This is a genomic window from Nonomuraea marmarensis, from assembly GCF_043197025.1.
Lineage (GTDB): Bacteria > Actinomycetota > Actinomycetes > Streptosporangiales > Streptosporangiaceae > Nonomuraea > Nonomuraea marmarensis.
Map to the genome: position 1 here is coordinate 80,556 of NZ_JBICRM010000033.1, position 20,120 is coordinate 100,675.

Consider the following 20,120-nt stretch of genomic DNA (forward strand, 5'->3'; position numbering starts at 1 on the left):
AGGTCACGGCCGGCGTCAGGAGGCCGGGGCCGGGGACTCGACGAAAGCGAGTTCCGGGGCGCCCCCGTGGTCGAACGGCAACACGAACCGGCGCGGCCACGACAACACCCCCTCCAACCATCCGGCCCCCATCGTCTGCCCCACGTGCCTGACCCGGGCGGACGACTCGATGCCGATCGCCACCGTGGTGATGTCCCGCTGCACCGCATCGTTCTCGTCATCGCCCAGGATCACCCGCCACGCCAGCGCCCGGTTGTGATCGACCTCCATCGACAGCGGATGGTGCCGCAGCGCCTTGGCACGGTGGCCGAGCAACTCCGTGTGGACCAGGTCGGCCGAGCCATTGCCGTTGGGCTGGCGGAAGAGGGCGTACTCCATGGGAGGGGCCGGGCTGCGCAGGTTCGGGGCCGGCTGGCCGTACGGGAAGAGTCTGTCGACCTCGTGCAGCCAGCGCACCTGCGGGATGACCCACGACGCCCCAGGCCGTTCCCCGCCGCTGTCGAGCCCGACGAGCAGGCGGGTGGCCCGCTCCGCCGCCTTCTCCGTGAGCAGGGAAGGGTCGAACCAGCTCCGCAACGACCAGGCGCGCCGCTGGACCGAGCGCTCGATCAGGGTAGCCAGCAGGCACTCCCTGCGCCGCGCCGGGAGGTCGGACCAGGCGGCCGACAGGGCGCGCGGCACCCCGGGCAGCGGCCGGTTGCTGACGAAGGCGAGCACGAGCGTGTCGCACCAGATGCGCAACCACGCCCAGTCCGGCGAGTCGGCCAGCACGTCGGCCTCGCGCAGCTCCACGAGCGTGCACGCCTGACCCGTGCGGCACTGCTTCCCGCAGGCCGCCGATCGGCGGCCCCGGATGGGCGGGGGCGGCCCCGGCAGCACTTTCTCCCGTGACTCCCCCAGCGGTATGCGGACCCGCAGCGGCCGGTCCATCCCGTCGGCGAAGACCGCGGCCGAGCCGGGCTGCAACGACACCACGTGGCGGGACTGCTCGTCGCTGAGGTTCATGGCGGCGCCGACGAGTTTCCTGTCGTCCTCGGCCGGGAGCCGGTGCACGACCTTCAGCGCGGTGTTCTTGACGACGTCCGAGACGAGCTTGGTCGGGATCTGCTCGGCCACCACGATGCCCTCGCCGTACGCCCTGATCTCCGCGAGCAGGCCCGCCAGCAGCTCCACGGCGTGGGTGGAGGCCCGGCCGTGGCCGCGGTCGCGCAGCAGCCGGTGCGCCTCCTCGATCACGATGACGTGGCGCAGCTCGGTGGACTTCTCCTTCCTGGCCCGCATGCGCAGGTGCTCGACGATCCTGATGATCAGCGTGCCCATCAGGAACGCCTTGTCCTCGTCGTTGGCCACGTCCTCGATCGCCAGCACGACGTCGCGTTCCAGCAGGCCGCCGATGTCGGCGGGGTGGCCGCCCTCGAAGAAGCGCCCGGCCGAGCCGACGCGCAACGATCGCAGCCGGAGCGAGATGAAGCCCTCGACGTCGGCCTGGACCTCGCGGCCGTACCCGATCTCCTTGATCACGTCCATGGCGTGGTGCTGGAGTTGTTCGAGGGTGGGGACGCTGGGCGGGACGTTGGCGCCGGGGACGGCGCCGCCCGTGACGACGTCCCAGCCGGTGGCCTCGTAGACGCGCTGCAGGGCCAGCGACATGATCTGCGGGAACGGCTCCTCCGCGTCGAACGCCGCCATGAACAGGGCTCGCACCATGTCGATGTGCGCCTGGACGGGGTAGCCGGGCTCGGGTTCGAGCGGGTTGATGCTGAACGGCACGCCGTCCGGGGCCGACGGGTTGATGACCGTGACGGGGTCCTCGATGCGGCCGGCCATGGCGGCGTACTCGGATTTGGCGGGCTCGATGGCCAGCCACGGGATGCGGGCCCCGCTGAGCTGCTCCAGCAGGTGCCTGACCGTCTGGGACTTGCCGGAACCGGTCGCCCCCGTGACGAACGCGTGCCTGTTCAGCGTGGCCAGCGGCACCCGGAACGAGCCGACGCCCCGGTCCTGCCCGTCAAGGATCTCGCCCAGCTCCAGCTCGCCCCCGTCGGTCTCGGAGGTCACGTCGAAGAAGCCCGAGTCGAGCACGCGTACCCCCGGCACCTCCCGCCTGGGCAGCCCGGCCAGCGCGGCCAGGGCCCCGGCGGTGGCGGCGAACGGAGCCGCGGCGCCGTCGGCCGGGTCCTGCATGGTGATCGCCAGCGCCTCCGACAGCGCGTAGACGGCGCCGTGCGAGCTGCGCAGCCGGTACGGGTGGTGGCTCATCTCGACGGACCCCACCAGTACGGGCGCGATCTGCCGAAGTTCGTCGGCCGTGGCGCCGCCGGCCAGCACGCGTACGTTCCAGAGCCCCGCTTCGCGGAACGCGTCGAGCTCCTGCATGCGGCGCTCGGCCCGCTCGGCGTCGAAGCGCGAGCGCTCGGAGGCGTCGCCGTACTGCCTGAGCACGTTGAGCTGGGTACGCAGGTGCGCCACCTCGGCGTCGAGCAGGTCGGTCGGCTCGGCCACCACCAGCCAGGCGAACGGCCGGGACATGAGCGTGACCAGCGTCGCCTCGAACAGCGTCGGCCGCTTCAGCTCGTCCGGGTCCAGCCCGCCGAGCTCGCGCCCCCTGCTCCCCAGCGGCGGCGCCTGGCGGCCCGGGCAGGGCGTCCACACCAGGTCGGCCAGGTCGGCGAGATACTCCTCGTCGAGCTGCACCCCGCGCGCCCCTCCGGGGAACAGCAGCGGCTGCGGCCCGCTCGGACGGTCGGGCGCGTCGGTCGACCTGCGCGGCTGGCGCGGCGGCGACAGCGGCCCCGCGTTGGTGATGAGCTCGAGCGGCGCTCCGGAACCTCGCGACAGCCACCCGATGACGAACGGCCGGTCGCGCTGGGCCGCCGACAACACCGCGGGCAGCACGGTGACGAAATCCCACTCCGCCGACGAGCTTCGCGAGGGCGCCGCGATCGACTGGATTCGATACCAGGGCCCACTCAGCGAGACACTCGCTTGCATTTCATTCCCCCACAGACGGTTCTTTGTTAAATTCCGCCAACCGTCAGCCCTTCACCTTGACATTGACCATGTCATTGCCTGCCCTTGCGCCAGTCCAGGCGTGGCGGTGGTGGCCCGAGGTTCGGTGGCGGCTCTCCGTCGCCGTCCTGTTCCTGGGGATCGAGGGCGAGCACGGCCTCGCGCAACTCCTCCAGCTCGCCGAGCGTGGTCTTGGGGAACGTCAGGATGGCCGGGTTCGCGTCGGCGAGGCGTACCCGCCTGCCTTCGGCCGTCGCGTCCGTGACGATCACCGACGTCGTGGGCAGTTGCTGGAGCTGGTGCGGCTCGACCAGGAACTCGCGCGAACGCTGCAGCACCCGCTCCTTCTCCGAGATCTTGTCGGCGGTCCTGCCCCACTCGGTGGACTCGGTGATGTCCTCGGCCAGGTCGGCGAGGCTCTCACCCCGCTCCTCCCTGCCGTCCTCGACCTGGGAGATCGTGGAGATGTAGCCGCCGTCGAGCCCCGGGAGCGAGTCGCTGATCGTCTCGGTGAGCTGGGCCAGCTCCAGCCGGTGCTCGGTGCCGACGTGCTCGCTGGCGACCCGAGCGTCCTCGGCGTTGCCCAGCCTCATGAACGCCACCGCCGCGTGCCCCCGGCCCAGCCGCTCCCGCACCGTAGGGGTCAAAGACCGATAAGTCAGAACAAGTCCGGTACGCGAGGTCTCGCACGCGTCCATCAGCCGGTCGAGCACGTCGCCACGGAGCTTGTCCGCGCCCGCCACGATGATCGTGTGATACCAAGGCCGGTCGGAGGCGGCGGACTGGCGCAGGATGTGGGTCAGGGCGGTGGCCACGTACGTGCCGAGCACCCGGTTGCCGAACACGCCCGCCTGCCGGTCCATGCTCACCACCCTGAGCCTGGCGGGCGGCAGCCGTACGGCCTCCGTGCCGAGCGTCTCCAGCTTGCGCAACTGGGACTCCAGCGCCCAGGCCCGCTCGATCACCACCCGGTCGCTCACCCCGCGCCCGAACAGCGTGCCGATGCGCTCCAGCTGGGTCGCCGTGATCAGCCCGAACCGCAGGTCGTCACGCGGGTCGCCCACCTGCGCCAGCGCCCGCAGCGCGGCGGTGACCTGGCTGATCGTGGCGTTCTCCCCGAGCACCTCCAGCACCCGCTCCAGGATCGCGTTGTCGAAGCTGAGGTCGCGCGTGGTGCGGTGCTCCTCGCTCACGCTCACCACGTGCGCCAGCACGTCCGCGAACGCCTCGGGCTTGAGCGTGGCGCCCAGGTCGAGCCTGGGCAGGTCCACCGGCAGCACCCAGACCAGCGGGTCGTCGCCGCCCTTGCGGGCCAGCTCGATCAGGTCCTTGGCGATCGCGCCCTCGGACAGGTCGAGCACGGTCAGGTGGCCGCCGCTGTAGAGGCGCGTCGCGCCCAGCAACGTGATCAGCGCCGACCACCCGGGCAACGTGCCGCCCGCCACGTCGATGCGGTCGAGCTCGTCCGGTACGGCGACCGCGTACCAGGTGAGCTGCCTGTCGTGCCGCTCCTTGGAGTCCTGCCACTCGCGGTAGCGCTGGGCGTGCTCCTCCTGCGCGCGGAAGAGCTCCTTGTCACGTTCCTGGCGCTGGCGTTCGTCCCTGGCCTGCTGCTCCAGCACCCGGTACTTCACCGCCCGGTCCCCCTGCAACAGCGCGTAGCCGCAGATGCCCGCCACGCCCCCGGCGGCGACGAGCCCGAGGAGCGCGAAGGACCACGCGAGGTAGCCCGCGATTGCGGCGGCCAGGATCAGCACGCTCAGCACCAGCATGAATATCCGGAAGATCCGGACCGGCCGGTTGAGCATGTCCTCCTGGAGCCGCTCGCGGCGGATCAGCTCCTGCTCGGCGGGGTCGGGCTCGGCCTCGGGCGACGGCTCCTGGGCGGGCGAGGGGCGCTTGGGCGGCGGGCCCGGGTCGGGATGCAGCAGGATGTACTGCCAGCCCAGGTAGATGCGGTCCGCCTGGAGCTGCGCATGCTCGGGATGCACGTCCGTCACGTGACCCTCCGGCCGCGATATGTCATTAGTGGTAGGGGCCAGCCCTTTCCGCTCCGTGACAGCGTATGAGCTTCAACCCCCGCAGCGGCAGGGTTTCCCGGCAATTCAACCTGCCCGATGGGAGCATTGCGGCAGATGGGACAACCGAGACCTATTACCATCCTTACCCATGACGGAACCCTCCGGCGGCAGCACTGACAAGCCCAGGCGTCCGGTAGTGGTGCCCGCAGTGGCCCTGGTGGCGGTCACAGCCGTCGGCATCACCGCTCTCCTCGGCGGTCTCAATGAGCGGCCAGATCCGGCACCGCCACAGCTCAAGCCTGGACAGACACTCGATCAGGGGCAGTTCGACACCCAGTTCGTCGAATCGAAGATCACTTTACAGCCGGCGGAGAGCCAGTTCGACAAGGACAAGCGCTTCCTCGACGTGGTCTTCAAGGTGACGAACAAGACCGACGAAACCGTCTACGTGGGGGGCGTGCCCACGGAGAAGAACAGCGGCTTCAGCTTCGGCAGCACGTTGCTGAAGATGACCCCGGAGATCAAGTCGAAGTTCGGAGCCGATCTCTTCGTCCAGTCCAAAGGCGTCAGATCCTCCCAGCTCCACCCGGGGATCCAGGAAACGGTGATCGCGCGGTACGAGCTGGAGGGCGCGACGCCGCCGCCCAAGCAGGTGAGCTACAACCTCGGCGCGTTCGAGCGGCTGGTGAACGGCCTGACCGACGAGGCCAGCTGGTTCCTGGAGACCGAGCCCGCAGTCCTCGACGAAGAGGAGACGGACAAGGTCGTCGCCACGGTCACCCTGCCCGTCAAGCCGCAGGAGGCCTGATGACCGCGACCCAGCAACATACCGCCGCGCCTCGCCGCACTCGCTCACGCAGGCAGGCGCCACGCCGCGGGCAGGGTGCCGTGGTGCTCCACGCCGTCGTGGGCCTGGCGCTGGCCGCGGGGGCGGTGGCCATCCAGACGCTGCAGTTGTCGGGCGACGACATGGGCAAGCCGCTCACCTACACGGGCGCGAAGGGCCAGAACGTCGACGCGGGCCGCTTCTCGGTGCGGGTGCAGAAGGTCTCGTCGGCCAAGACGATCAAGGCGCTGGACGAGACCGTCCCGACGGATCGGCTGTTCCTGGTGGTCGAGGCCGCGGCGACGGCTCCGAAGGAACCCGTGCACCTGGGCCAGCCCAAGCTCATCACCGCCGACGGCAAGGTGTTCGCCGCCACCGACAAGGTCAACAAGGAGCGGACGCTCGCCTACCCGTGGATCCAGCCGGGCTGGTGGACCACGGGCAAGTTCGTGTTCGAGGTGCCCGCCTCGGCGCTGCCGGGCGCGCAGGCCGTGTTCCAGTTGCCGGTAGGCGGTCTCTACAGCGAGCCGCTCCCGCCGGAGGCACAGATCGACCTCGGCATCGACGACGCCACCGCCAAGCAGCTCAGCTCCGCTCCCGCGGAGCTCATCGACCTGGACGAGAAGAAGAAGTAAGGCCATGAGCAACGACTCGAACCGCGACTGGTTCGCCCCGCCTCCCGGCCAGCCGGCACAGTCGGATGAGCCGGCACAGCCCGTCGAGCCCATGCCGCCCGGCCAGCCGCCGCACGAGCCGCTCAGGCAACAAGGCCAAACGCCGCAGTACCGGCAGCCACCGCAAGCCAGGCAATCGCCGCAGTACGGCCAGCCAGGCCAACAAGGCCAGCCCTCGCAGTACGGACAGCCACCGCAATCAGGCCAACCATCGCAACACGGCCAGCCGCCGCAGTACGGGCAACCACGACCAGAGGGGCAGCTGCCGACTCCCAGGCCGCGACGCAGGCAACACCGGCAGCCGCCTCAGCCCGGCCCCATGATGCCGTCCCGCCGTCCCCCCGGAACCTATCCGGACCAGCAGGTCTGGCCGCCCGCCCCCTACGGCGAGCCGGCCAACGGCGCGACGCAGCCTCTGCCTGCCGTCCCTGGCACGGGCGCCACTTCGCCGAACCCGGGACCACGGCCTCCCTCTCCGGCCTTCGCACCGCCGCCGCCCCCCGAGAACCCGGCTCCGGCCGAGCAGGCTCCGCCGCCGCGCCGCCCTCGCACCCTCCTGCTCGGTGTGGGCGCGGTGGCCGCGTTCGTCTTGGCGGTGGGCGCGCCGACTGCCGACCAGTACCTCTTCTACAAGAGCGGCCAGCCGGACGACATCCTGCACGTGGTTCCGGCCGGACAGGAGCAGGTGTTCGAGCACTTGGCGTGGAAGTCGTCGATCGCGCCCATGGAGCCCGTCCCTGCGGGCACCACTCCCGACAAGCAGTGGCTGAAGATCACCATTACCAGGAAGGCCACCGACGACACCGGCACGAAGCTCACCGCCAAGCCCGAGTTGGAGCTGCGGGACAAGCAGGAACGCGCCTGGAAGGTGGAGGTGACGGAGGACAACGTAGCGATCGATGATGGGCAGGTCGGCAAGCCCTACACCTACATCGCGGGAGCCGTCGTGCCCAAGGCGGTGGCCGGCGAGGTCGAGCTGCACCTGAGGCCGGACACCACCTACCGCTCAGACACGCCGACCGAGAAACTCTTCGAGGTCCCGACGGACCCGGCGGAGATAGAGAAGGCCAAGCACAAGGACGTCCTGGTGTTCAGGCGGTGATGTCCTCGCCGCGCAGCCGCGCCCTGGTCGCCGCGATGTCGAACGCGGCGGCCAGCACGCAGTAGGTCAGGCAGGTCAGCAGCAGGTCCTTGACGAACCCGACGGGCCTGCTGACCACGAGCCACATGTACGGCACGTCCGAGCCGATCAACGTGCGCACGCCCCTGTCCAGGTAGTCGGCGCCCACGTGCAGGCCCACGTACAGCAGGCACGTGAAGCCGAACAGCGCCATGCCCCCCTTGATCGTGATCCTGAAGGCGTTGACCACCGGCACCCAGCGCTCCATGAAGCCGCCGATCATCCGGTCCACGGCTCGCTGGGTGACGTCGTGGCTCTCCTCCAGCCGGTCCACGCCCTGCTCCAGCCTGGTGCCGCGCAACGCCCGGCGGGTGTCGTCCATGGAGGAGCCGAAGACCAGCACGGCGATCGCCAGCCAGGTGAGCGGCACCGCCAGCGCGTCGACGACGTGCGGCCAGATGTCTGCGACCCACCCCCAGAAGGCCTCCCACCCCGGCACGGTCTCCTTCGCGTGCTCCCATGCGTCCGTCGTGCTCGCCACGACGCTCCGGTGCGAGGCCCAGTCCAAGCGCAGTTGCGTGAAGGTGAAGATGGCGTTCAACCCGCAGAACATGAAGGAGAACTCGGCGAAGGCGGCCGCGACCCCCGAGAACTTCCCCGAGCCCTTCTCGACCAGCCGGCCGAAGAGCATCCGGAGACCGAAGGTCACCGCCATGGCCGCGAGCGAGACCTTCCAGTCCAGCCCGACCAGCCCCATCCCGTACGTGGTCTTGTCGTCGGTGCCGTTGGCGATGTTGTTCAGGATGGGCGTGTAGAGCTCGTCGTCCAGATTGTGGAACATGTCCATCTGGTAGAAGTCGCCGGCGTCTCTGTAGTACAGCTCCCAGGCCAGGTAGATGACCGCGAAGGCCGGCGCCACCCGGTTGAGCGACACCCGGAAACTCTCGTCCGCCTGCCCGTCCTGCTTGCGGGCCCGCGTCTCCCAGAGAGCGCGGCGCAGCGACAGGAACATGCCGGTGACGACCGTCATGGAGAGCAGGATCACCAGCGTCACCAGCACCAGGGTCACGACCAGGCGAGCCTGCCACCAGGAGCCGTGCGAGAGCTCCGTGGCCGCGTAGAGGATCGCCCAACGGAGCAGCTCACCCGCCGAGAACCAGAGGATCAACGGCAGGGCGCATTTCCCCGCCAGGCGTAGTGCGTGCAGGGGCAGCGAGTACGGCGACGGCATCCGCTGAGCCGGCGTAGGCCCAGGTCGCGGGGGTGCCATCACGCCTGTCGATCCGGACATCTGTGGAATCGTATCGGTATGCCCCTTGCGCCGCAGCCGCAACACCCGAAAAGCGCTACTCTCCGCCGACCGATCATGGACGCCCGGCGACATTGGCAGTGAGCCGTGACAGAAGAATGCTCCGGCCACGGATGGCGGTCACGACGGGCGATACGTGCGGCAACATGACTGTATGAAGCCGCGGCCCGCAACCGACGCCGATCCCCGCGTGGTGGGAGACCGGCTGCGGCGGCTGCGGCAGGCGCGCGGCGTCTCCCTGTCCGAGCTGGCCAAGCGCGCGGGCATCGGCAAGGCCACCCTGTCAGGCGTCGAGACCGGCACCCGCAACCCGACGCTGGAGACGCTCTGGGCGATCACCGCGCAACTCGGGGTGCCGATCGGGGCGATACTCGACGCGCCGCCCGAGCCGCCGATCATGCGCGGCACGGCGATCGAGGCAGAGCTGCTCGAGGTGTTCGAGGACGCCTGCGTCACCTACGAGCTCTACCGCCTGCACATCCCGCCCGGCCTCACCCAGACCTCCCCCGCGCATCACGAGGGCGTGAGCGAGCACATCACGGTCTTCACGGGCACGCTCAGCGCGGGCCCCATCGACGAGCCCGTTACGGCCGGCCCCGGCGCCCACATCTCGTGGCGGTCCGACGTGCCGCACGGCTACCGCGCGCACGGCCCCGACGCCGTACGCGCCACGCTCCTCATGCGTTACCCGACCAAACCCTGAGCGGGCCGGCACGTACGGCACGGGCGGTAGCCCGCGGCCCTGGCCTGGGCGATGCTACGGAACCCGTGCCGGTGCCCGGGCGTTATCCGCCTGGCGTTGTGGCACGTCGGGAAGCACACGACGCCCGTGGTGTCGCTGGCCAGGTAGAACACCCGCTCCCCCGCCAGCTCCCGCACCCGCCCCAGGTCGGCGCCCTCGGCCAGCAGCAACCGTTCCTTGGCCGCCGAGCCGAACACGTAGTCGCCCACGACGCCGTCCGACCTGGTGACCCGGTGGCACGGGATCAGCAGCGGCACCGGGTTGCGGGCGAGTGCCGTGCCCACCGCGCGCACGGCCTTGGGTCTGCCGATCCGGGCCGCGATCCACGCGTAGGGGCGTACCTCGCCGCGCGGGATCGTACGGGCCGCGTTCAGCACGTCGCGCTGGAACTCGCTCAGCCCGCGCAGATCCAGCCGCACCCCCGAGGACCTGCCCGTGCGCAGCGCGGGCAGCAGCCCGGCGGGCGGCCGCGCGGCGGGCAGCAGCGGGCGGCCGAACCGCTTCCTGAACGCCGCGGCGAACCCGTCCCCGGTGTGCACGTAGGCGACGCCCTGGTCGGTGAACGCGACCCGCAACTCCCCGATCGGCCCCGGCACGCGCACCCAGCGGGCCGCGATCCGGTCGAGCAGCCCGTCGGGCGCGTCGGCGGCCAGCGCCGCGAGTCCGGTGAGCAGTGGGTCCTGGGTCATCAGGCACCTCCCATTGCGCGCAGCCGCTTCAGCCCCCGCGACACGTGCGACTTGACCGTGCCCTGCGGGATCTTCAGCACGGCGGCGATCTCGCTGACCGGCAGGTCCACGACGTGCCTGAGCACCACCGCGGCCCGCTGCTCGGCGGGCAGCAGGCCGAGCAGCTCGGCCAGTTCGTCGCCGGTCTCGCGGCGCACCGCCGCCGCCTCGACGTCCGCGCCGGGATCGGCGCCGTCCACCGGCTGATCCTGCAGCTCCGGCGGCGGCTTGCGGGATTTGGCGCGGGCGCAGTTGCGCCAGATGTTCATCAGGATCGTCATCAGCCAGGCCCGCGGCTGGAGCGCGGCGATGCGGTCACGGTCGTATCCGGCCAGCGCCCGGTACGCCCGCAGGAACGCCTCGGCGGTGAGATCCTCGGCGTCGGCCCAGCGCCCGCTCAGCCGCAGCGCGGTCGAGAAGACCAGAGCACGGTAGGCGCCGTAGAGCTCGGCGAACCCCTCGTCGAGGTCGTCGAGCAGCGCCTTCCGCACCGGGTCGAGACAGTCGATTTCCCTCACACCAGCTACAACACCGCCGCGCCCGATTCCGTTGCAGCAAAAGGCCCGCGTCCCACGAAGGGACGCGGGCCTCTGAGGAAACGAGGTCAGACGGCGACCGCGAGCGAGGAGACCTCGCCCAGCCTGGCCTCCACCTGGATGTCCCTGGTGACGCCGCCGCCCGCGATGATACGGACGGTCCAGTCACCGGGAGCGGCGAAGAAGCGGAAGACGCCGTCGTCGGACACCACGACCTCGCCGGTGAACTCGCCGGACTGGTCGAGCAGCCGCGCGTATGCCGTGCCCGCGCCCGTCACGACGCCCTGGATCACGGCCTGGGTGGACAGGTCGATCCCGGCCGGCAGCGTGATCGTCTGCTCCGGCGCTCCGCAACCCTGTGCAGTCATCAGCGGGCCTCCCCCAGCTCGATCGGCACGCCCACGAGCGAGCCGTATTCGGTCCACGAACCGTCGTAGTTCTTCACGTTGGCCTGCTCGAGCAGCTCGTGCAGCACGAACCACGTGTGCGCCGAACGCTCGCCGATGCGGCAGTAGGCGATGGTGTCCTTGCCGAAGTCGACCCCGGCCTCGCCGTAGAGCGTGCGCAGGTCGTCGTCGGACTTGAACGTGCCGTCGTCGTTGGCGGCCTTGGACCACGGGATGTTGCGGGCGGTGGGCACGTGGCCGGCGCGCTGCGCCTGCTCCTGCGGGAGGTGCGCGGGAGCGAGCAGCTTGCCGGTGAACTCGTCGGGCGAGCGCACGTCGACCAGGTTGAGCTTGCCGACCGCGGCGACCACGTCGTCGCGGAACGCACGGATCGCGGAGTCCTGCTCCTGGGCGGAGTATTGCGTCTTGGGCCGCTCGGGCACGTCACGCACCAGTTCGCGCGAGTCGAGCTCCCACTTCTTGCGCCCGCCGTCGAGCAGCTTGACGTTCTGGTGGCCGTAGAGCTTGAAGTACCAGTAGGCGTAGGCGGCGAACCAGTTGTTGTTGCCGCCGTACAGCACGACGGTGTCGTCGTTGGAAATGCCGCGGTCCGAAAGCAGGGCCTCGAATCCGGTCTTGTCCACGAAGTCGCGGCGGACCGGGTCCTGCAGGTCCTGCTTCCAGTCGACCTTCACGGCGCCACGGATGTGGCCCTTGTCGTAGGCGCTGACGTCCTCGTCGACCTCGACGAGTACGACTCCAGCGGTGTCGAGGTTGGCCTCGACCCAGTCGGCGTCCACCAGGGCGGCGGAGCGGCTCATTTGGAAACCTCCATGTTGGCGGCGGGCAGTAGACGGCGAATGAGCAGGTACATCTCGCAGCCAAGGCAGAATCCGAAGGCTGCGTTGAGGAAGGCGGCGAGGAGAGCCGCGGCCGTGGCCACGAGGGCCAGCGGCACGATCCCGAAGACATATCCGGCCAGTCCCGCGACCGCGAAGACCAGCCCCACCCCCTGCGCGAAGCGCGGCGGGCGGGCGTCCTCGGTCTCCTTCGGGGCGCTCTTGACGAACGCCTTGAAGAGCATCGTGTACGGAGAGCGCCAGGCGACTCCGAGCGTGAAGACCACCGCCTGGGCGGCGAGCAGCCAAGAACTGCCCGTCACCAGGACGAGGGTCAGGACCAGGGTGGTGATGGCGGCGCCGAAACGCAGCGCTCTAGGGTCGGCACGCATCGTGGGATGCTCCTGAAGGGGTCGATTGGAGCGGAGTCAATCTCCGCGGGATCGTCCTCAGGCAGCGCGACAGAGCGCGGTGGCCACGCGGCAGAAATCAACCGCGCGCCGCTTCGTGAGCAGCTCTGTCGATGGGTTCACGACCATGACACTACTCGGCGTCTCGTCCTCTGTCACATCTCGTCCGGTTGGTGAGACGACTCGTGAGACAGCACTCTGTCACGGACCCGGTACGGCGGCGGCGAGAGCGGCTAAGACGTCGTCCTTGCGTGGCTGGCCGGAGGCCTTCTTCACGATGTTTCCTGCGGAATCCAGCACGAGGACCGTCGGCGTCCGCATGATGTCGAGCCGCCGCACGAGGTCCAGCCGGGACTCGGCGTCGATCTCGACGTGGCTCACCCCCGGCACGAGCGTGCTCACGTCGGCGAGGATCCGCCTGGTCGCCCGGCATGGCTGGCAGAACGCGGTCGAGAACTGCACCAGCGTCGCCCGCTCCCCCAACCCCTCGCCGAGGTCGGCTTCGGACAGCCGGTCGCCGTCCTCGTCACGTACCCTTCCGTCGCGGCGCAGGCGTACCACCCCGATCAGCGCACCGAGCGCCAGCGTCGCCAGCGCCACCCACAGTCCGGTCACGTCTGGTGCAACCACGCGCGGTCGTGTTTACTTCCGCACCGGCACCTTGACGAGCACCTTCCCCACCTGGTCGACGATCTCAAACCTGGCGATGTCGCTCATGAGCAGCGACGTCGTGCGCTTGAACACGGCCTTGTCCTGGTAGCCCTCGCGGGTGATGACCCAGCTCTCCGTCGGGTCCCGCCGCCCGTCCGCGGCGACGACCACGAGGCTGCAGGTGGTGCCGACCGGCACACCGCTGACGCGTACGCCCAGCTCGGTGCCGTCGTCACCGGGCCACGCCGACACGGTGGCGTAGTATCCGGCGGCCCTGTTCTCGCCGGGGAAGTCGCGGCCCACGTCGGCCTGCTGGGTTCGTGCCGTCTGGCGCGGCGACGGCAGGGGGGTCTTCGGGGGCTGCCCGGTCTCGCCGTACAGCTCCGCGGTGGTCTTCTTACTGTCCTGGGCCGCGTTGGGCGCGGCCTCCTGCGACCGGGCGGACGCGGGGGCCGCGGCCGAGGTCTGCTGCGCCTGGCCGCTCTGGACGACCGTCCACACCGTGCCGCCCACGGCCAGCACCGCGACGGACGCGGCGGCGGCCAGCAGCAGGCGCCCCCGCCTGTTTCGCTTGGCGCGGTCGTTCAGCAGCCGGTCGAGCACCTGGCGCGGGGGGCTCGCCACGAGCTCGACGTCGCGTTCCGACACCTTGCCCAGGAACGAGGCCACGCCTTCGAGCTCGACCAGCTCCGGCCCGCAGGTCTCGCAGGTCGCCAGATGGTTGTCGATCTCCAGTGCCTCTTCGGGGTCGAGTGCGCCCAGGGCGTGCGCGCCCAGGGACAGCCGAACCTCCTCGCAGGTCATCATGGTGCCAGCCCCCGTTCTTCGAGGGCGAGCTTGAGCGCCCGCAGCGCGTAGTAGGTGCGCGACTTGACCGTGCCCGGCGGAATGCCCAGCGTCGCCGACGCCTCCTTCACCGATCGCCCTCGGTAGTAGACCTCCAACAGCACGTCGCGGTGCTCCGGCCGGAGCGCGGCCAGCGCCTCGGCCACCGCCCACGACTCGACCGCGCGCTCCAGCTCGTCGTCGGCCGGCAGCACCGCCAGCGCCTCGTCGCCGGTCTCCGGCGGCCGCGCCTTCCTGGCGCGGTGCTGGTCGACGACGAGGTTGCGGGCCACTGTGAACAGCCAGGCACGGATGGGCCGGTCCGACAGCGCGTCGGGATGCCGCCAGGCCCGCAGCAGCGTCTCCTGTACGACGTCCTCCGCCCGCCCCGAGTCACCGGTCAGTCGCAGAACGTAGCCGTACAGCGGCCCGGCATGCTCGTCGAAGAGGGTCCTCACGAGTTCCTCGTCGGCGGTGCCTGCTGCGTTCACACCCTCTTCACGTACGACGGGCCGCAGCGGTTCAAAGTCATCCACGAAGCGGCACGTCAGACGCTTCGGCCGAGAACTCCAATCCTTCGGCCACACTCTTCACCCCGGTCACCTTCACGTCGAAGGGCAACTCCCCCTTGAACGGGATCGTGTAGGAGACGAACTGCGCGACCTGGTCGGGCACGCCCTTGATCTTCTCGGCCTGGAGCTTGATGCCCCCGTCGGCCACTTCGACCCGCATCTCCGCGCTGAACTTCACCTTGCTCACCCCCACCATCACCTCACCCGACGCCACCAGCCGCTGCCCGTTGCCACTGATCTTGATGCCGCGCGGCGCGTACTTGTCGATCGTCGCCCTGGTCAGCGTGCCGCTGACGGTCACGCGCTCGGCCCGGACGTTGGCCCTGTTCTGCAGGACATCGGCCAGCGGGGCCGTCACGTCGTAGGCGGCGCCCCGCAGGTTCTTGACCGGCACGCCCCCGTAGGTGAACGTGCCGAGATTGAACCGTACCTCCGGATAGCGCCCGGAGAAGGCCTGAGTGAGAAATGGGATGCCCTCAATTGTCACGGTTGGCGTGCCGCTGAGGTCGGAGGCCGCCGCGATCCTGTTCGCGAGATCGCGCTGCACCCCGGCCACGGCGACCCGGTCGAGGGCGACAAGGAGAATGATCAGCACGATCAGGAAAATGATCAGCTTCCGCATGGGGCTCCCTGTCTCGGGGCGGGGGTCAAGAGCCTACCGACTGGCATCTCTCATTCCCTCGTAAAGCCACCCATCACCCACCGGCGAACGGCGGCAGCACCTCCACGGTCGCGCCGTCGCCGAGAACCACCTCGTCATGAGGCCGCCTGCCCACCGGAGAACCGTCCACGAGGAACGAGCAACGCCCCACCACCCGTGCCAGATCTGCACGATTTTGTGTGATTTTGGTCATGAGTTCCCCAAGAGTTACCGCGTCGAACGATTCCTCCGCCACCCCCGCCGCTTCCTTCGCCGCGGCCCAATAGCGTATTTTTCCTGTGGCCATGCCTACCTCACAGAGGGTTTGCTCTCTATTGTGCGGCGTCCTTAACAAGCTTGTTTCAGGAGACGCGCTGTTCACCTGGTGGACCCGCAATGGACTCGCCTTCCTCGTGGGCTATCCTCACCTACAGGACCTGGGCGACGTAGCCCCCGGGTCCTTGCGTGTTTGAGGAGGCCGTAATGAGCAACCTGCTCCTGCTGACCAACGCCCTCGAGCCATCCGCCGAGGTGCTTCCGGCGCTGGGGTTGCTGCTCCACTCGGTCCGGGTCAACCCCGCGGAGGCGTCCGCACTCATCGACACCCCTCCCGCCGACGCCGTCCTCGTAGACGCGCGCAAGGAGCTCGTGCAGGCCAAGAGCCTGTGCCGGTTGATCCGCACGACCGGTATCGACTGCCCGCTCCTGGTCATCGTGACCGAGGGCGGGCTCGCGGCGATGACCGCCGAGTGGGGCGTCGACGACGTGCTGCTCGACAGCGCCGGACCGGCCGAGGTCGAGGCGCGCCTGCGCATGGCCACGGGGCGCATCTCGCAGGCCGCCGAGGAGGACGTGCCCGACGAGATCCGCAGCGGCGACCTGTCGATCGACGAGGCCACCTACACCGCGCGGCTGCGCGGCCGGGTGCTCGACCTGACCTTCAAGGAGTTCGAGCTGCTCAAATACCTCGCGCAGCACCCCGGCCGGGTGTTCACCCGGGCCCAGCTGCTGCAGGAGGTCTGGGGCTACGACTACTTCGGCGGCACCAGGACGGTCGACGTGCATGTGCGGCGGCTGCGCGCGAAGCTGGGCACCGAATACGAGTCCCTGATCGGAACGGTCCGCAACGTCGGCTACCGCTTCGTCCCCGACCGCGCCGAGCCCGCCAACGTCTGAGCTCCGATTGACGGGGAGCCTTCCCCTGGAGTCCACTGATGTGACAGGCCGTCGTTGGGGCCGTTCGTTGCCTGTCACGTCGAGGACACCGCCGTCCCGGGATTGGTGGTATCGGGGTGGAAGTGTTCAGGTCGCTGGTGGACGAGGGCGCCAGGCCCCGGGTTTTCCGGCGTAACGAGACGATTTGCTCGCCGTTGCGCGCGGCCAACCGCGTTTACGTGATCGACTACGGCTACGCCCGCGAATACACGCCACCCGGCGAGCGCGAGGCCATTCACGACCTGCGCGGCGACGGCGATCTCATCGGCGAGCTGGCCTTCTGGAACGCGGGCGAGCGGGTCAAGGTCGACGCGCTGACCGAGGTACGGGCCTGGCCGATCGACATGCGGCGGCTGCGCGAGCACGCCGCCGCCAGCCAGGCCGTGGCGACCGCGCTGGTGCAGGAGCTGTTCGCCAGGAACGTGGCCGCCCGCAGGCACGAAGCCCTCGCCCGCGCCCCCGTCGCCGCCCGGCTGGCCGTGTGGCTGCTGCACCTGGACGAGCGTTACGGGCTGGCCGCGGAGTCCGCGCCGCCGCTGTCCATGGAGACGCTGGCCGACCTGGTGGGCAGCTCACCCGACGTGGTGCAGCGGCAGCTCACGCAGTGGGTCCAGCGCGGCTGGCTGGTACGGCCCGGGTACCGGCGGTTACGGATCGCGGACCCGCCCGCGCTGCGCCACGCCGCGGGCAGCTGGGAGCACCTGTCGGTGCCGTGGGCGGGCCGGGTGACGCCGTTCCTGACCCGGCCGGGCTCCATGGCCGAGCCGCTGCCGGTCGGCGAGGTGCCGAAGCCGCGTCAGCTCCCCGCCGCCGTGTCCGACTTCAGGGGGCGGCAGCAGAGCCTGGACCTGCTCACCGCCTGGCTGGAACGGCCGCGGCGGACGAACACGATGGTCGTGCAGGGGCTGCCGGGAGTGGGCAAGACCGCGCTGGTGACGCACTGGGGGCATCTGCACGCCGACCGGTTCCCCGACGGGCAGATCGTGATCGACCTGCGGGGTCAGTCGCCGAGCCAGCCGGCGATGAACCCCGCGGAGGCGCTTGGGCAGATCCTGCGCTCGCTCGGGGTCGGCGAGCACATGCCCGCCGCCGACGAGGCCGAGCTGATGTTGCTCTACCGCAGCAGGATCGCCGGGCGCAGGCTGCTGCTCATCCTCGACAACGCCGCCGACCCCCCGCAGGTGCGGGCGCTGCTGCCGGGCAGCAAGGACTGCGTGGTGCTGGTGACCAGCCGGACCCGGATGGCGCCGCTGCGGGCCACCGGGCACGCCGATCTCATGGACCTGCCGGTGCTCGACCCGGGCAACGCGGTGGCGCTGCTGGTGGCGGTGCTCGGGGAGGGCTCGCCGCGGGCCGCCGACCGGGACGCGCTGGCCGAGCTCGCGCGGGTGTGCTCGTACCATCCGTTCGCGTTGCGGATCTCGGCGGCCAAGCTGGCCGAGAACCCCGGGCTGAGCGTGCAGGCGCGGGTGCGGGAGCTGCGCAGGCCCGAACGGCTGCTGGTGGGCGATCCCGAGGAGGCGTTCCGGTCGGCGCTCGACCTCGCGTACGAGTCGTTGAGTCCGGGGCAGCGGCGGGCGTTCCGGCACGTCGGGCTGCTGCCGGGGCGGGACTTCACGCCGCAGGTGCTGGCCGCCGCCCTGGGCGTGTCGGTGAGCGAGGCCGTGGTCGCGGTGGAGGGGCTGCACCGGGCGTACCTGGTGGAGCCGCTGCCCGGGCCGCGTTACCGGGTGCACGACCTGGTCAAGCGGCTGGCCAGGGAGCTGGGCCGGCATGCCGAGGCGGGCGTGCGGGAGGCCAGGGCGCGGCTGCTCGACCACTACCTGACGGTCGCGACCGATCCGGGCACGGCGCGCGAGTGGTTCGAGGCGGAGCGGCGTTCGCTGGTCTCGGCGGTACGGCTGGCGGAGGAGAGCGGCGCGCACGGGATGGCGTGGCGGCTGGCGGAGGCCGTGTTCGAGCCGTTCAGGAGGCTGCGTTACTACGAGAACAACCTGGAGATCCAGCAGGCCGGGCTGACCTCGGCGATGCAGGTGGGCAACCGGCGGGCGATCGCGCTCATGCGCAGCCACCTGGGCTCGATCCACCGGGACATCGGGCCTTCGACCCTGGCGGCCAGGTTCATCGGCGAGGCGCTGGCCGACTTCGACTCCCTCGGCGACAGCGTGGGGCGGGCGCGGGCGCTCAACGACCTGGCCGAGGTGCACGGCATCGCGGGCAACAGCGAGGACGCGCTGAACTGCGCCGGCGAGGCGCTCGACCTCTACAAGGCGATCGGCGACCTGGCCGGGGTGGCGAGCTGCCTGCACACGCTCTCGCGGCTGCACCTGTCTCAGGAGCGGTACGAGCTGGCGTTGCAGCACGCGGGGCAGGCCCTGGACGTACGCGAGGAGCTCGGCGACCGCAGGGGCACCGCGCAGAGCCTGATCATCCTGGCCAGGGTGCAGCGGAACCTGGGCGAGCCGAACGCGGCGCTGTCCGAGGGCCTGGAGGCGCTGTCGATCTGCCACGAGCTGGGCGACGAGCACGCCGAGGCCGAGACGCTGCTCTGCCTGGCCGAGATCTACGACCTGCTGCGGCTGCACCACGACGCGCGCCGGGACGCCGAACGGGCCCTGGCCGGGTACACGGCGACCGGTGACCAGCACGGCTGCGGGCGGGCGCTGTGCGCGCTCGGCCGGATCGCGCGCAACGGCTCACGGTACGACGAGGCGCTGGCGTACTACGAGCAGGCCCTCGCCGTGCAGGTCGAGCTGCACCACGAGCAGGGCAAGGCGGAGACGCTCGGGGACATCGGGCTGGTGCACTGGCGGCTGTCGGACTACCTGCGGGCCGACGACTACCTGAACCAGGCGCTGGCGATCGGCCGGGTGATCCTCGACGAGCCGGTGGAGGCCCGCATGCTCAACCGGCTCGCCCGGGTGCGGCGGCGGCAGGGGTTGCCGCAGGTGGCCTTCGTGTACGCGCTCGAAGCCCTGGACATCGTGCAGGGGATGGGGAACCGGCGGGCGGAGGCGGACGTCCAGGAGACGCTGGCGTACACGTACCTGTCGCTGGGGCAGCACGAGCCGGCGCTGGATGCCGCCAAGGCGTCGCTGGCGATCAGGGAGGACCTGCGGGACTACCGGGCCAGCGCGCTGCTGTCGATCGCGCAGGCGCTGCACACGGCGGGCCGGCCCGCCGCCGCGCTGGAGCCGGCCAGGGAGACCGTCGAGCTGCAGAACGAGACCGGCACCAGGGACCGGTGGGCGGCGGCGCTCACGACGCTGGCCATGGTGCTGCTCGACCTGGACCTCGCCGACGAGGCGCAGGTCTACGCGCGGCAGGCCAGGGAGGTGCATCTGGAGTGCGGGACCAGGCGGGATCTCGGGTGCGCGTTGCGGGCGCTCGGGTTGATCTCGGCGCGGCTGGGGGATCTGCGAGCGGCCGCCGGGTATTTGGGTGATGCTGTGCGCACGCTCGAAGAAGTGGGGGATGCGTTCGAGGCGCAACGGGCTGCCGAAGAACTTCGCGCGCTCGGCTGAAAATGCCGCCAAAAGTCGTGAAATCTCGGGCTTGAGGTCGCAGATCTTCTCCGGATCTTTTCGTTAGCTGGTGTCACCAGCTACTCCAAGCGG

General features: G+C 70.3%; 20 protein-coding genes. 6 read left to right on the plus strand and 14 right to left on the minus strand.

Annotated elements, in window-relative coordinates; all coding sequences use genetic code 11:
- Positions 1 to 15: 15 nt before the first annotated feature.
- Positions 16 to 2,991 (minus strand): ATP-binding protein, encoded by a 2,976-nt coding sequence (locus ACFLIM_RS38575; protein ID WP_393173560.1) that lies wholly within the window; start codon positions 2,989 to 2,991, stop codon positions 16 to 18.
- A 71-nt stretch (positions 2,992 to 3,062) separates the two neighbouring features.
- Positions 3,063 to 5,009, minus strand: a complete 1,947-nt coding sequence (locus tag ACFLIM_RS38580) for a hypothetical protein (protein ID WP_393173562.1) — start codon at positions 5,007 to 5,009, stop codon at positions 3,063 to 3,065.
- Positions 5,010 to 5,178: 169 nt separating this feature from the next.
- On the opposite strand from ACFLIM_RS38580, the gene ACFLIM_RS38585 reads away from it, so the two are divergent.
- From ACFLIM_RS38585 to ACFLIM_RS38595, 3 genes are all read left to right on the plus strand, one after another.
- Positions 5,179 to 5,838 carry a hypothetical protein gene (locus ACFLIM_RS38585; protein ID WP_393173564.1) on the plus strand — a complete coding sequence of 220 codons (660 nt, stop codon included), beginning with the start codon at positions 5,179 to 5,181 and terminating at the stop codon, positions 5,836 to 5,838.
- Positions 5,838 to 6,491, plus strand: a complete 654-nt coding sequence (locus tag ACFLIM_RS38590) for a hypothetical protein (RefSeq protein WP_393173566.1) — start codon at positions 5,838 to 5,840, stop codon at positions 6,489 to 6,491. Before ACFLIM_RS38585 ends, ACFLIM_RS38590 begins: the two co-directional genes overlap by 1 nt.
- Before the next feature lie 358 nt (positions 6,492 to 6,849).
- Positions 6,850 to 7,632, plus strand: coding sequence for a hypothetical protein (locus tag ACFLIM_RS38595; RefSeq protein WP_393173568.1), 783 nt, complete (start codon positions 6,850 to 6,852; stop codon positions 7,630 to 7,632).
- Here ACFLIM_RS38595 and ACFLIM_RS38600 read toward each other — a convergent pair.
- The gene (locus ACFLIM_RS38600; protein WP_393173570.1) at positions 7,622 to 8,941 is read right to left on the minus strand and encodes a hypothetical protein; all 1,320 of its coding nucleotides are present in this window, start codon (positions 8,939 to 8,941) and stop codon (positions 7,622 to 7,624) included. The two genes, ACFLIM_RS38595 and ACFLIM_RS38600, sit on opposite strands and share 11 nt — an antisense overlap.
- Positions 8,942 to 9,113: 172 nt before the next feature.
- On the opposite strand from ACFLIM_RS38600, the gene ACFLIM_RS38605 reads away from it, so the two are divergent.
- The gene (locus ACFLIM_RS38605; RefSeq protein ID WP_393173572.1) at positions 9,114 to 9,662 is read left to right on the plus strand and encodes a helix-turn-helix domain-containing protein; all 549 of its coding nucleotides are present in this window, start codon (positions 9,114 to 9,116) and stop codon (positions 9,660 to 9,662) included.
- Here the strand turns inward: ACFLIM_RS38605 and ACFLIM_RS38610 are convergent.
- The 11 genes from ACFLIM_RS38610 to ACFLIM_RS38660 form a co-directional block, all read right to left on the minus strand.
- Positions 9,644 to 10,390 carry a methylated-DNA--[protein]-cysteine S-methyltransferase gene (locus tag ACFLIM_RS38610; protein ID WP_393173574.1) on the minus strand — a complete coding sequence of 249 codons (747 nt, stop codon included), beginning with the start codon at positions 10,388 to 10,390 and terminating at the stop codon, positions 9,644 to 9,646. The two genes, ACFLIM_RS38605 and ACFLIM_RS38610, sit on opposite strands and share 19 nt — an antisense overlap.
- Positions 10,390 to 10,947, minus strand: coding sequence for an RNA polymerase sigma factor (locus ACFLIM_RS38615; RefSeq protein WP_393173576.1), 558 nt, complete (start codon positions 10,945 to 10,947; stop codon positions 10,390 to 10,392). The genes ACFLIM_RS38610 and ACFLIM_RS38615 overlap by 1 nt, the downstream gene beginning before the upstream one ends.
- Before the next feature lie 86 nt (positions 10,948 to 11,033).
- Positions 11,034 to 11,333, minus strand: coding sequence for a DUF1416 domain-containing protein (locus tag ACFLIM_RS38620; protein ID WP_393173578.1), 300 nt, complete (start codon positions 11,331 to 11,333; stop codon positions 11,034 to 11,036).
- A complete protein-coding gene (locus tag ACFLIM_RS38625; RefSeq protein WP_393173580.1) occupies positions 11,333 to 12,172 on the minus strand; it encodes a sulfurtransferase in 840 nt (279 codons plus the stop codon). The genes ACFLIM_RS38620 and ACFLIM_RS38625 overlap by 1 nt, the downstream gene beginning before the upstream one ends.
- Positions 12,169 to 12,582 carry a DUF4395 domain-containing protein gene (locus tag ACFLIM_RS38630; protein ID WP_393173583.1) on the minus strand — a complete coding sequence of 138 codons (414 nt, stop codon included), beginning with the start codon at positions 12,580 to 12,582 and terminating at the stop codon, positions 12,169 to 12,171. Before ACFLIM_RS38630 ends, ACFLIM_RS38625 begins: the two co-directional genes overlap by 4 nt.
- Before the next feature lie 57 nt (positions 12,583 to 12,639).
- Positions 12,640 to 12,729 carry a putative leader peptide gene (locus ACFLIM_RS38635; RefSeq protein ID WP_393173623.1) on the minus strand — a complete coding sequence of 30 codons (90 nt, stop codon included), beginning with the start codon at positions 12,727 to 12,729 and terminating at the stop codon, positions 12,640 to 12,642.
- Between the two features lie 72 nt (positions 12,730 to 12,801).
- Positions 12,802 to 13,167, minus strand: coding sequence for a thioredoxin family protein (locus ACFLIM_RS38640; RefSeq protein WP_393173625.1), 366 nt, complete (start codon positions 13,165 to 13,167; stop codon positions 12,802 to 12,804).
- Between the two features lie 75 nt (positions 13,168 to 13,242).
- Positions 13,243 to 14,058, minus strand: coding sequence for an anti-sigma factor family protein (locus tag ACFLIM_RS38645; protein WP_393173585.1), 816 nt, complete (start codon positions 14,056 to 14,058; stop codon positions 13,243 to 13,245).
- Positions 14,055 to 14,612, minus strand: a complete 558-nt coding sequence (locus tag ACFLIM_RS38650) for a sigma-70 family RNA polymerase sigma factor (protein WP_449291495.1) — start codon at positions 14,610 to 14,612, stop codon at positions 14,055 to 14,057. The genes ACFLIM_RS38645 and ACFLIM_RS38650 overlap by 4 nt, the downstream gene beginning before the upstream one ends.
- Complete coding sequence (locus tag ACFLIM_RS38655) at positions 14,605 to 15,270, minus strand: LmeA family phospholipid-binding protein (protein ID WP_393173587.1); 666 nt, start codon at positions 15,268 to 15,270, stop codon at positions 14,605 to 14,607. Before ACFLIM_RS38655 ends, ACFLIM_RS38650 begins: the two co-directional genes overlap by 8 nt.
- Before the next feature lie 73 nt (positions 15,271 to 15,343).
- A complete protein-coding gene (locus tag ACFLIM_RS38660) occupies positions 15,344 to 15,595 on the minus strand; it encodes a MoaD/ThiS family protein (RefSeq protein WP_393173589.1) in 252 nt (83 codons plus the stop codon).
- Positions 15,596 to 15,771: 176 nt separating this feature from the next.
- Here ACFLIM_RS38660 and ACFLIM_RS38665 point away from each other — a divergent pair, with 176 nt between their 5' ends.
- Together ACFLIM_RS38665 and ACFLIM_RS38670 are read left to right on the plus strand one after the other, a co-directional pair.
- Positions 15,772 to 16,464 (plus strand): response regulator transcription factor, encoded by a 693-nt coding sequence (locus ACFLIM_RS38665; protein ID WP_393173591.1) that lies wholly within the window; start codon positions 15,772 to 15,774, stop codon positions 16,462 to 16,464.
- 116 nt (positions 16,465 to 16,580) lie between these two features.
- Positions 16,581 to 20,027, plus strand: coding sequence for a tetratricopeptide repeat protein (locus tag ACFLIM_RS38670; RefSeq protein ID WP_393173593.1), 3,447 nt, complete (start codon positions 16,581 to 16,583; stop codon positions 20,025 to 20,027).
- Positions 20,028 to 20,120 lie beyond the last annotated feature (93 nt).

What these genes read in the sequence shown, in the direction of transcription:
- ACFLIM_RS38655 (WP_393173587.1), bottom strand. Translation starts at nt 15,270, where the DNA reads ATGCGGAAGCTGATCATTTTCCTGATCGTGCTGATCATTCTCCTTGTC.
- ACFLIM_RS38635 (WP_393173623.1), bottom strand. Translation starts at nt 12,729, where the DNA reads ATGGTCGTGAACCCATCGACAGAGCTGCTCACGAAGCGGCGCGCGGTT.
- ACFLIM_RS38590 (WP_393173566.1), top strand. Translation starts at nt 5,838, where the DNA reads ATGACCGCGACCCAGCAACATACCGCCGCGCCTCGCCGCACTCGCTCA.
- ACFLIM_RS38645 (WP_393173585.1), bottom strand. Translation starts at nt 14,058, where the DNA reads ATGATGACCTGCGAGGAGGTTCGGCTGTCCCTGGGCGCGCACGCCCTG.
- ACFLIM_RS38595 (WP_393173568.1), top strand. Translation starts at nt 6,850, where the DNA reads ATGATGCCGTCCCGCCGTCCCCCCGGAACCTATCCGGACCAGCAGGTC.
- ACFLIM_RS38630 (WP_393173583.1), bottom strand. Translation starts at nt 12,582, where the DNA reads ATGCGTGCCGACCCTAGAGCGCTGCGTTTCGGCGCCGCCATCACCACC.
- ACFLIM_RS38585 (WP_393173564.1), top strand. Translation starts at nt 5,179, where the DNA reads ATGACGGAACCCTCCGGCGGCAGCACTGACAAGCCCAGGCGTCCGGTA.
- ACFLIM_RS38610 (WP_393173574.1), bottom strand. Translation starts at nt 10,390, where the DNA reads ATGACCCAGGACCCACTGCTCACCGGACTCGCGGCGCTGGCCGCCGAC.
- ACFLIM_RS38600 (WP_393173570.1), bottom strand. Translation starts at nt 8,941, where the DNA reads ATGTCCGGATCGACAGGCGTGATGGCACCCCCGCGACCTGGGCCTACG.
- ACFLIM_RS38625 (WP_393173580.1), bottom strand. Translation starts at nt 12,172, where the DNA reads ATGAGCCGCTCCGCCGCCCTGGTGGACGCCGACTGGGTCGAGGCCAAC.
- ACFLIM_RS38620 (WP_393173578.1), bottom strand. Translation starts at nt 11,333, where the DNA reads ATGACTGCACAGGGTTGCGGAGCGCCGGAGCAGACGATCACGCTGCCG.
- ACFLIM_RS38665 (WP_393173591.1), top strand. Translation starts at nt 15,772, where the DNA reads ATGAGCAACCTGCTCCTGCTGACCAACGCCCTCGAGCCATCCGCCGAG.
- ACFLIM_RS38575 (WP_393173560.1), bottom strand. Translation starts at nt 2,991, where the DNA reads ATGCAAGCGAGTGTCTCGCTGAGTGGGCCCTGGTATCGAATCCAGTCG.
- ACFLIM_RS38605 (WP_393173572.1), top strand. Translation starts at nt 9,114, where the DNA reads ATGAAGCCGCGGCCCGCAACCGACGCCGATCCCCGCGTGGTGGGAGAC.
- ACFLIM_RS38660 (WP_393173589.1), bottom strand. Translation starts at nt 15,595, where the DNA reads ATGGCCACAGGAAAAATACGCTATTGGGCCGCGGCGAAGGAAGCGGCG.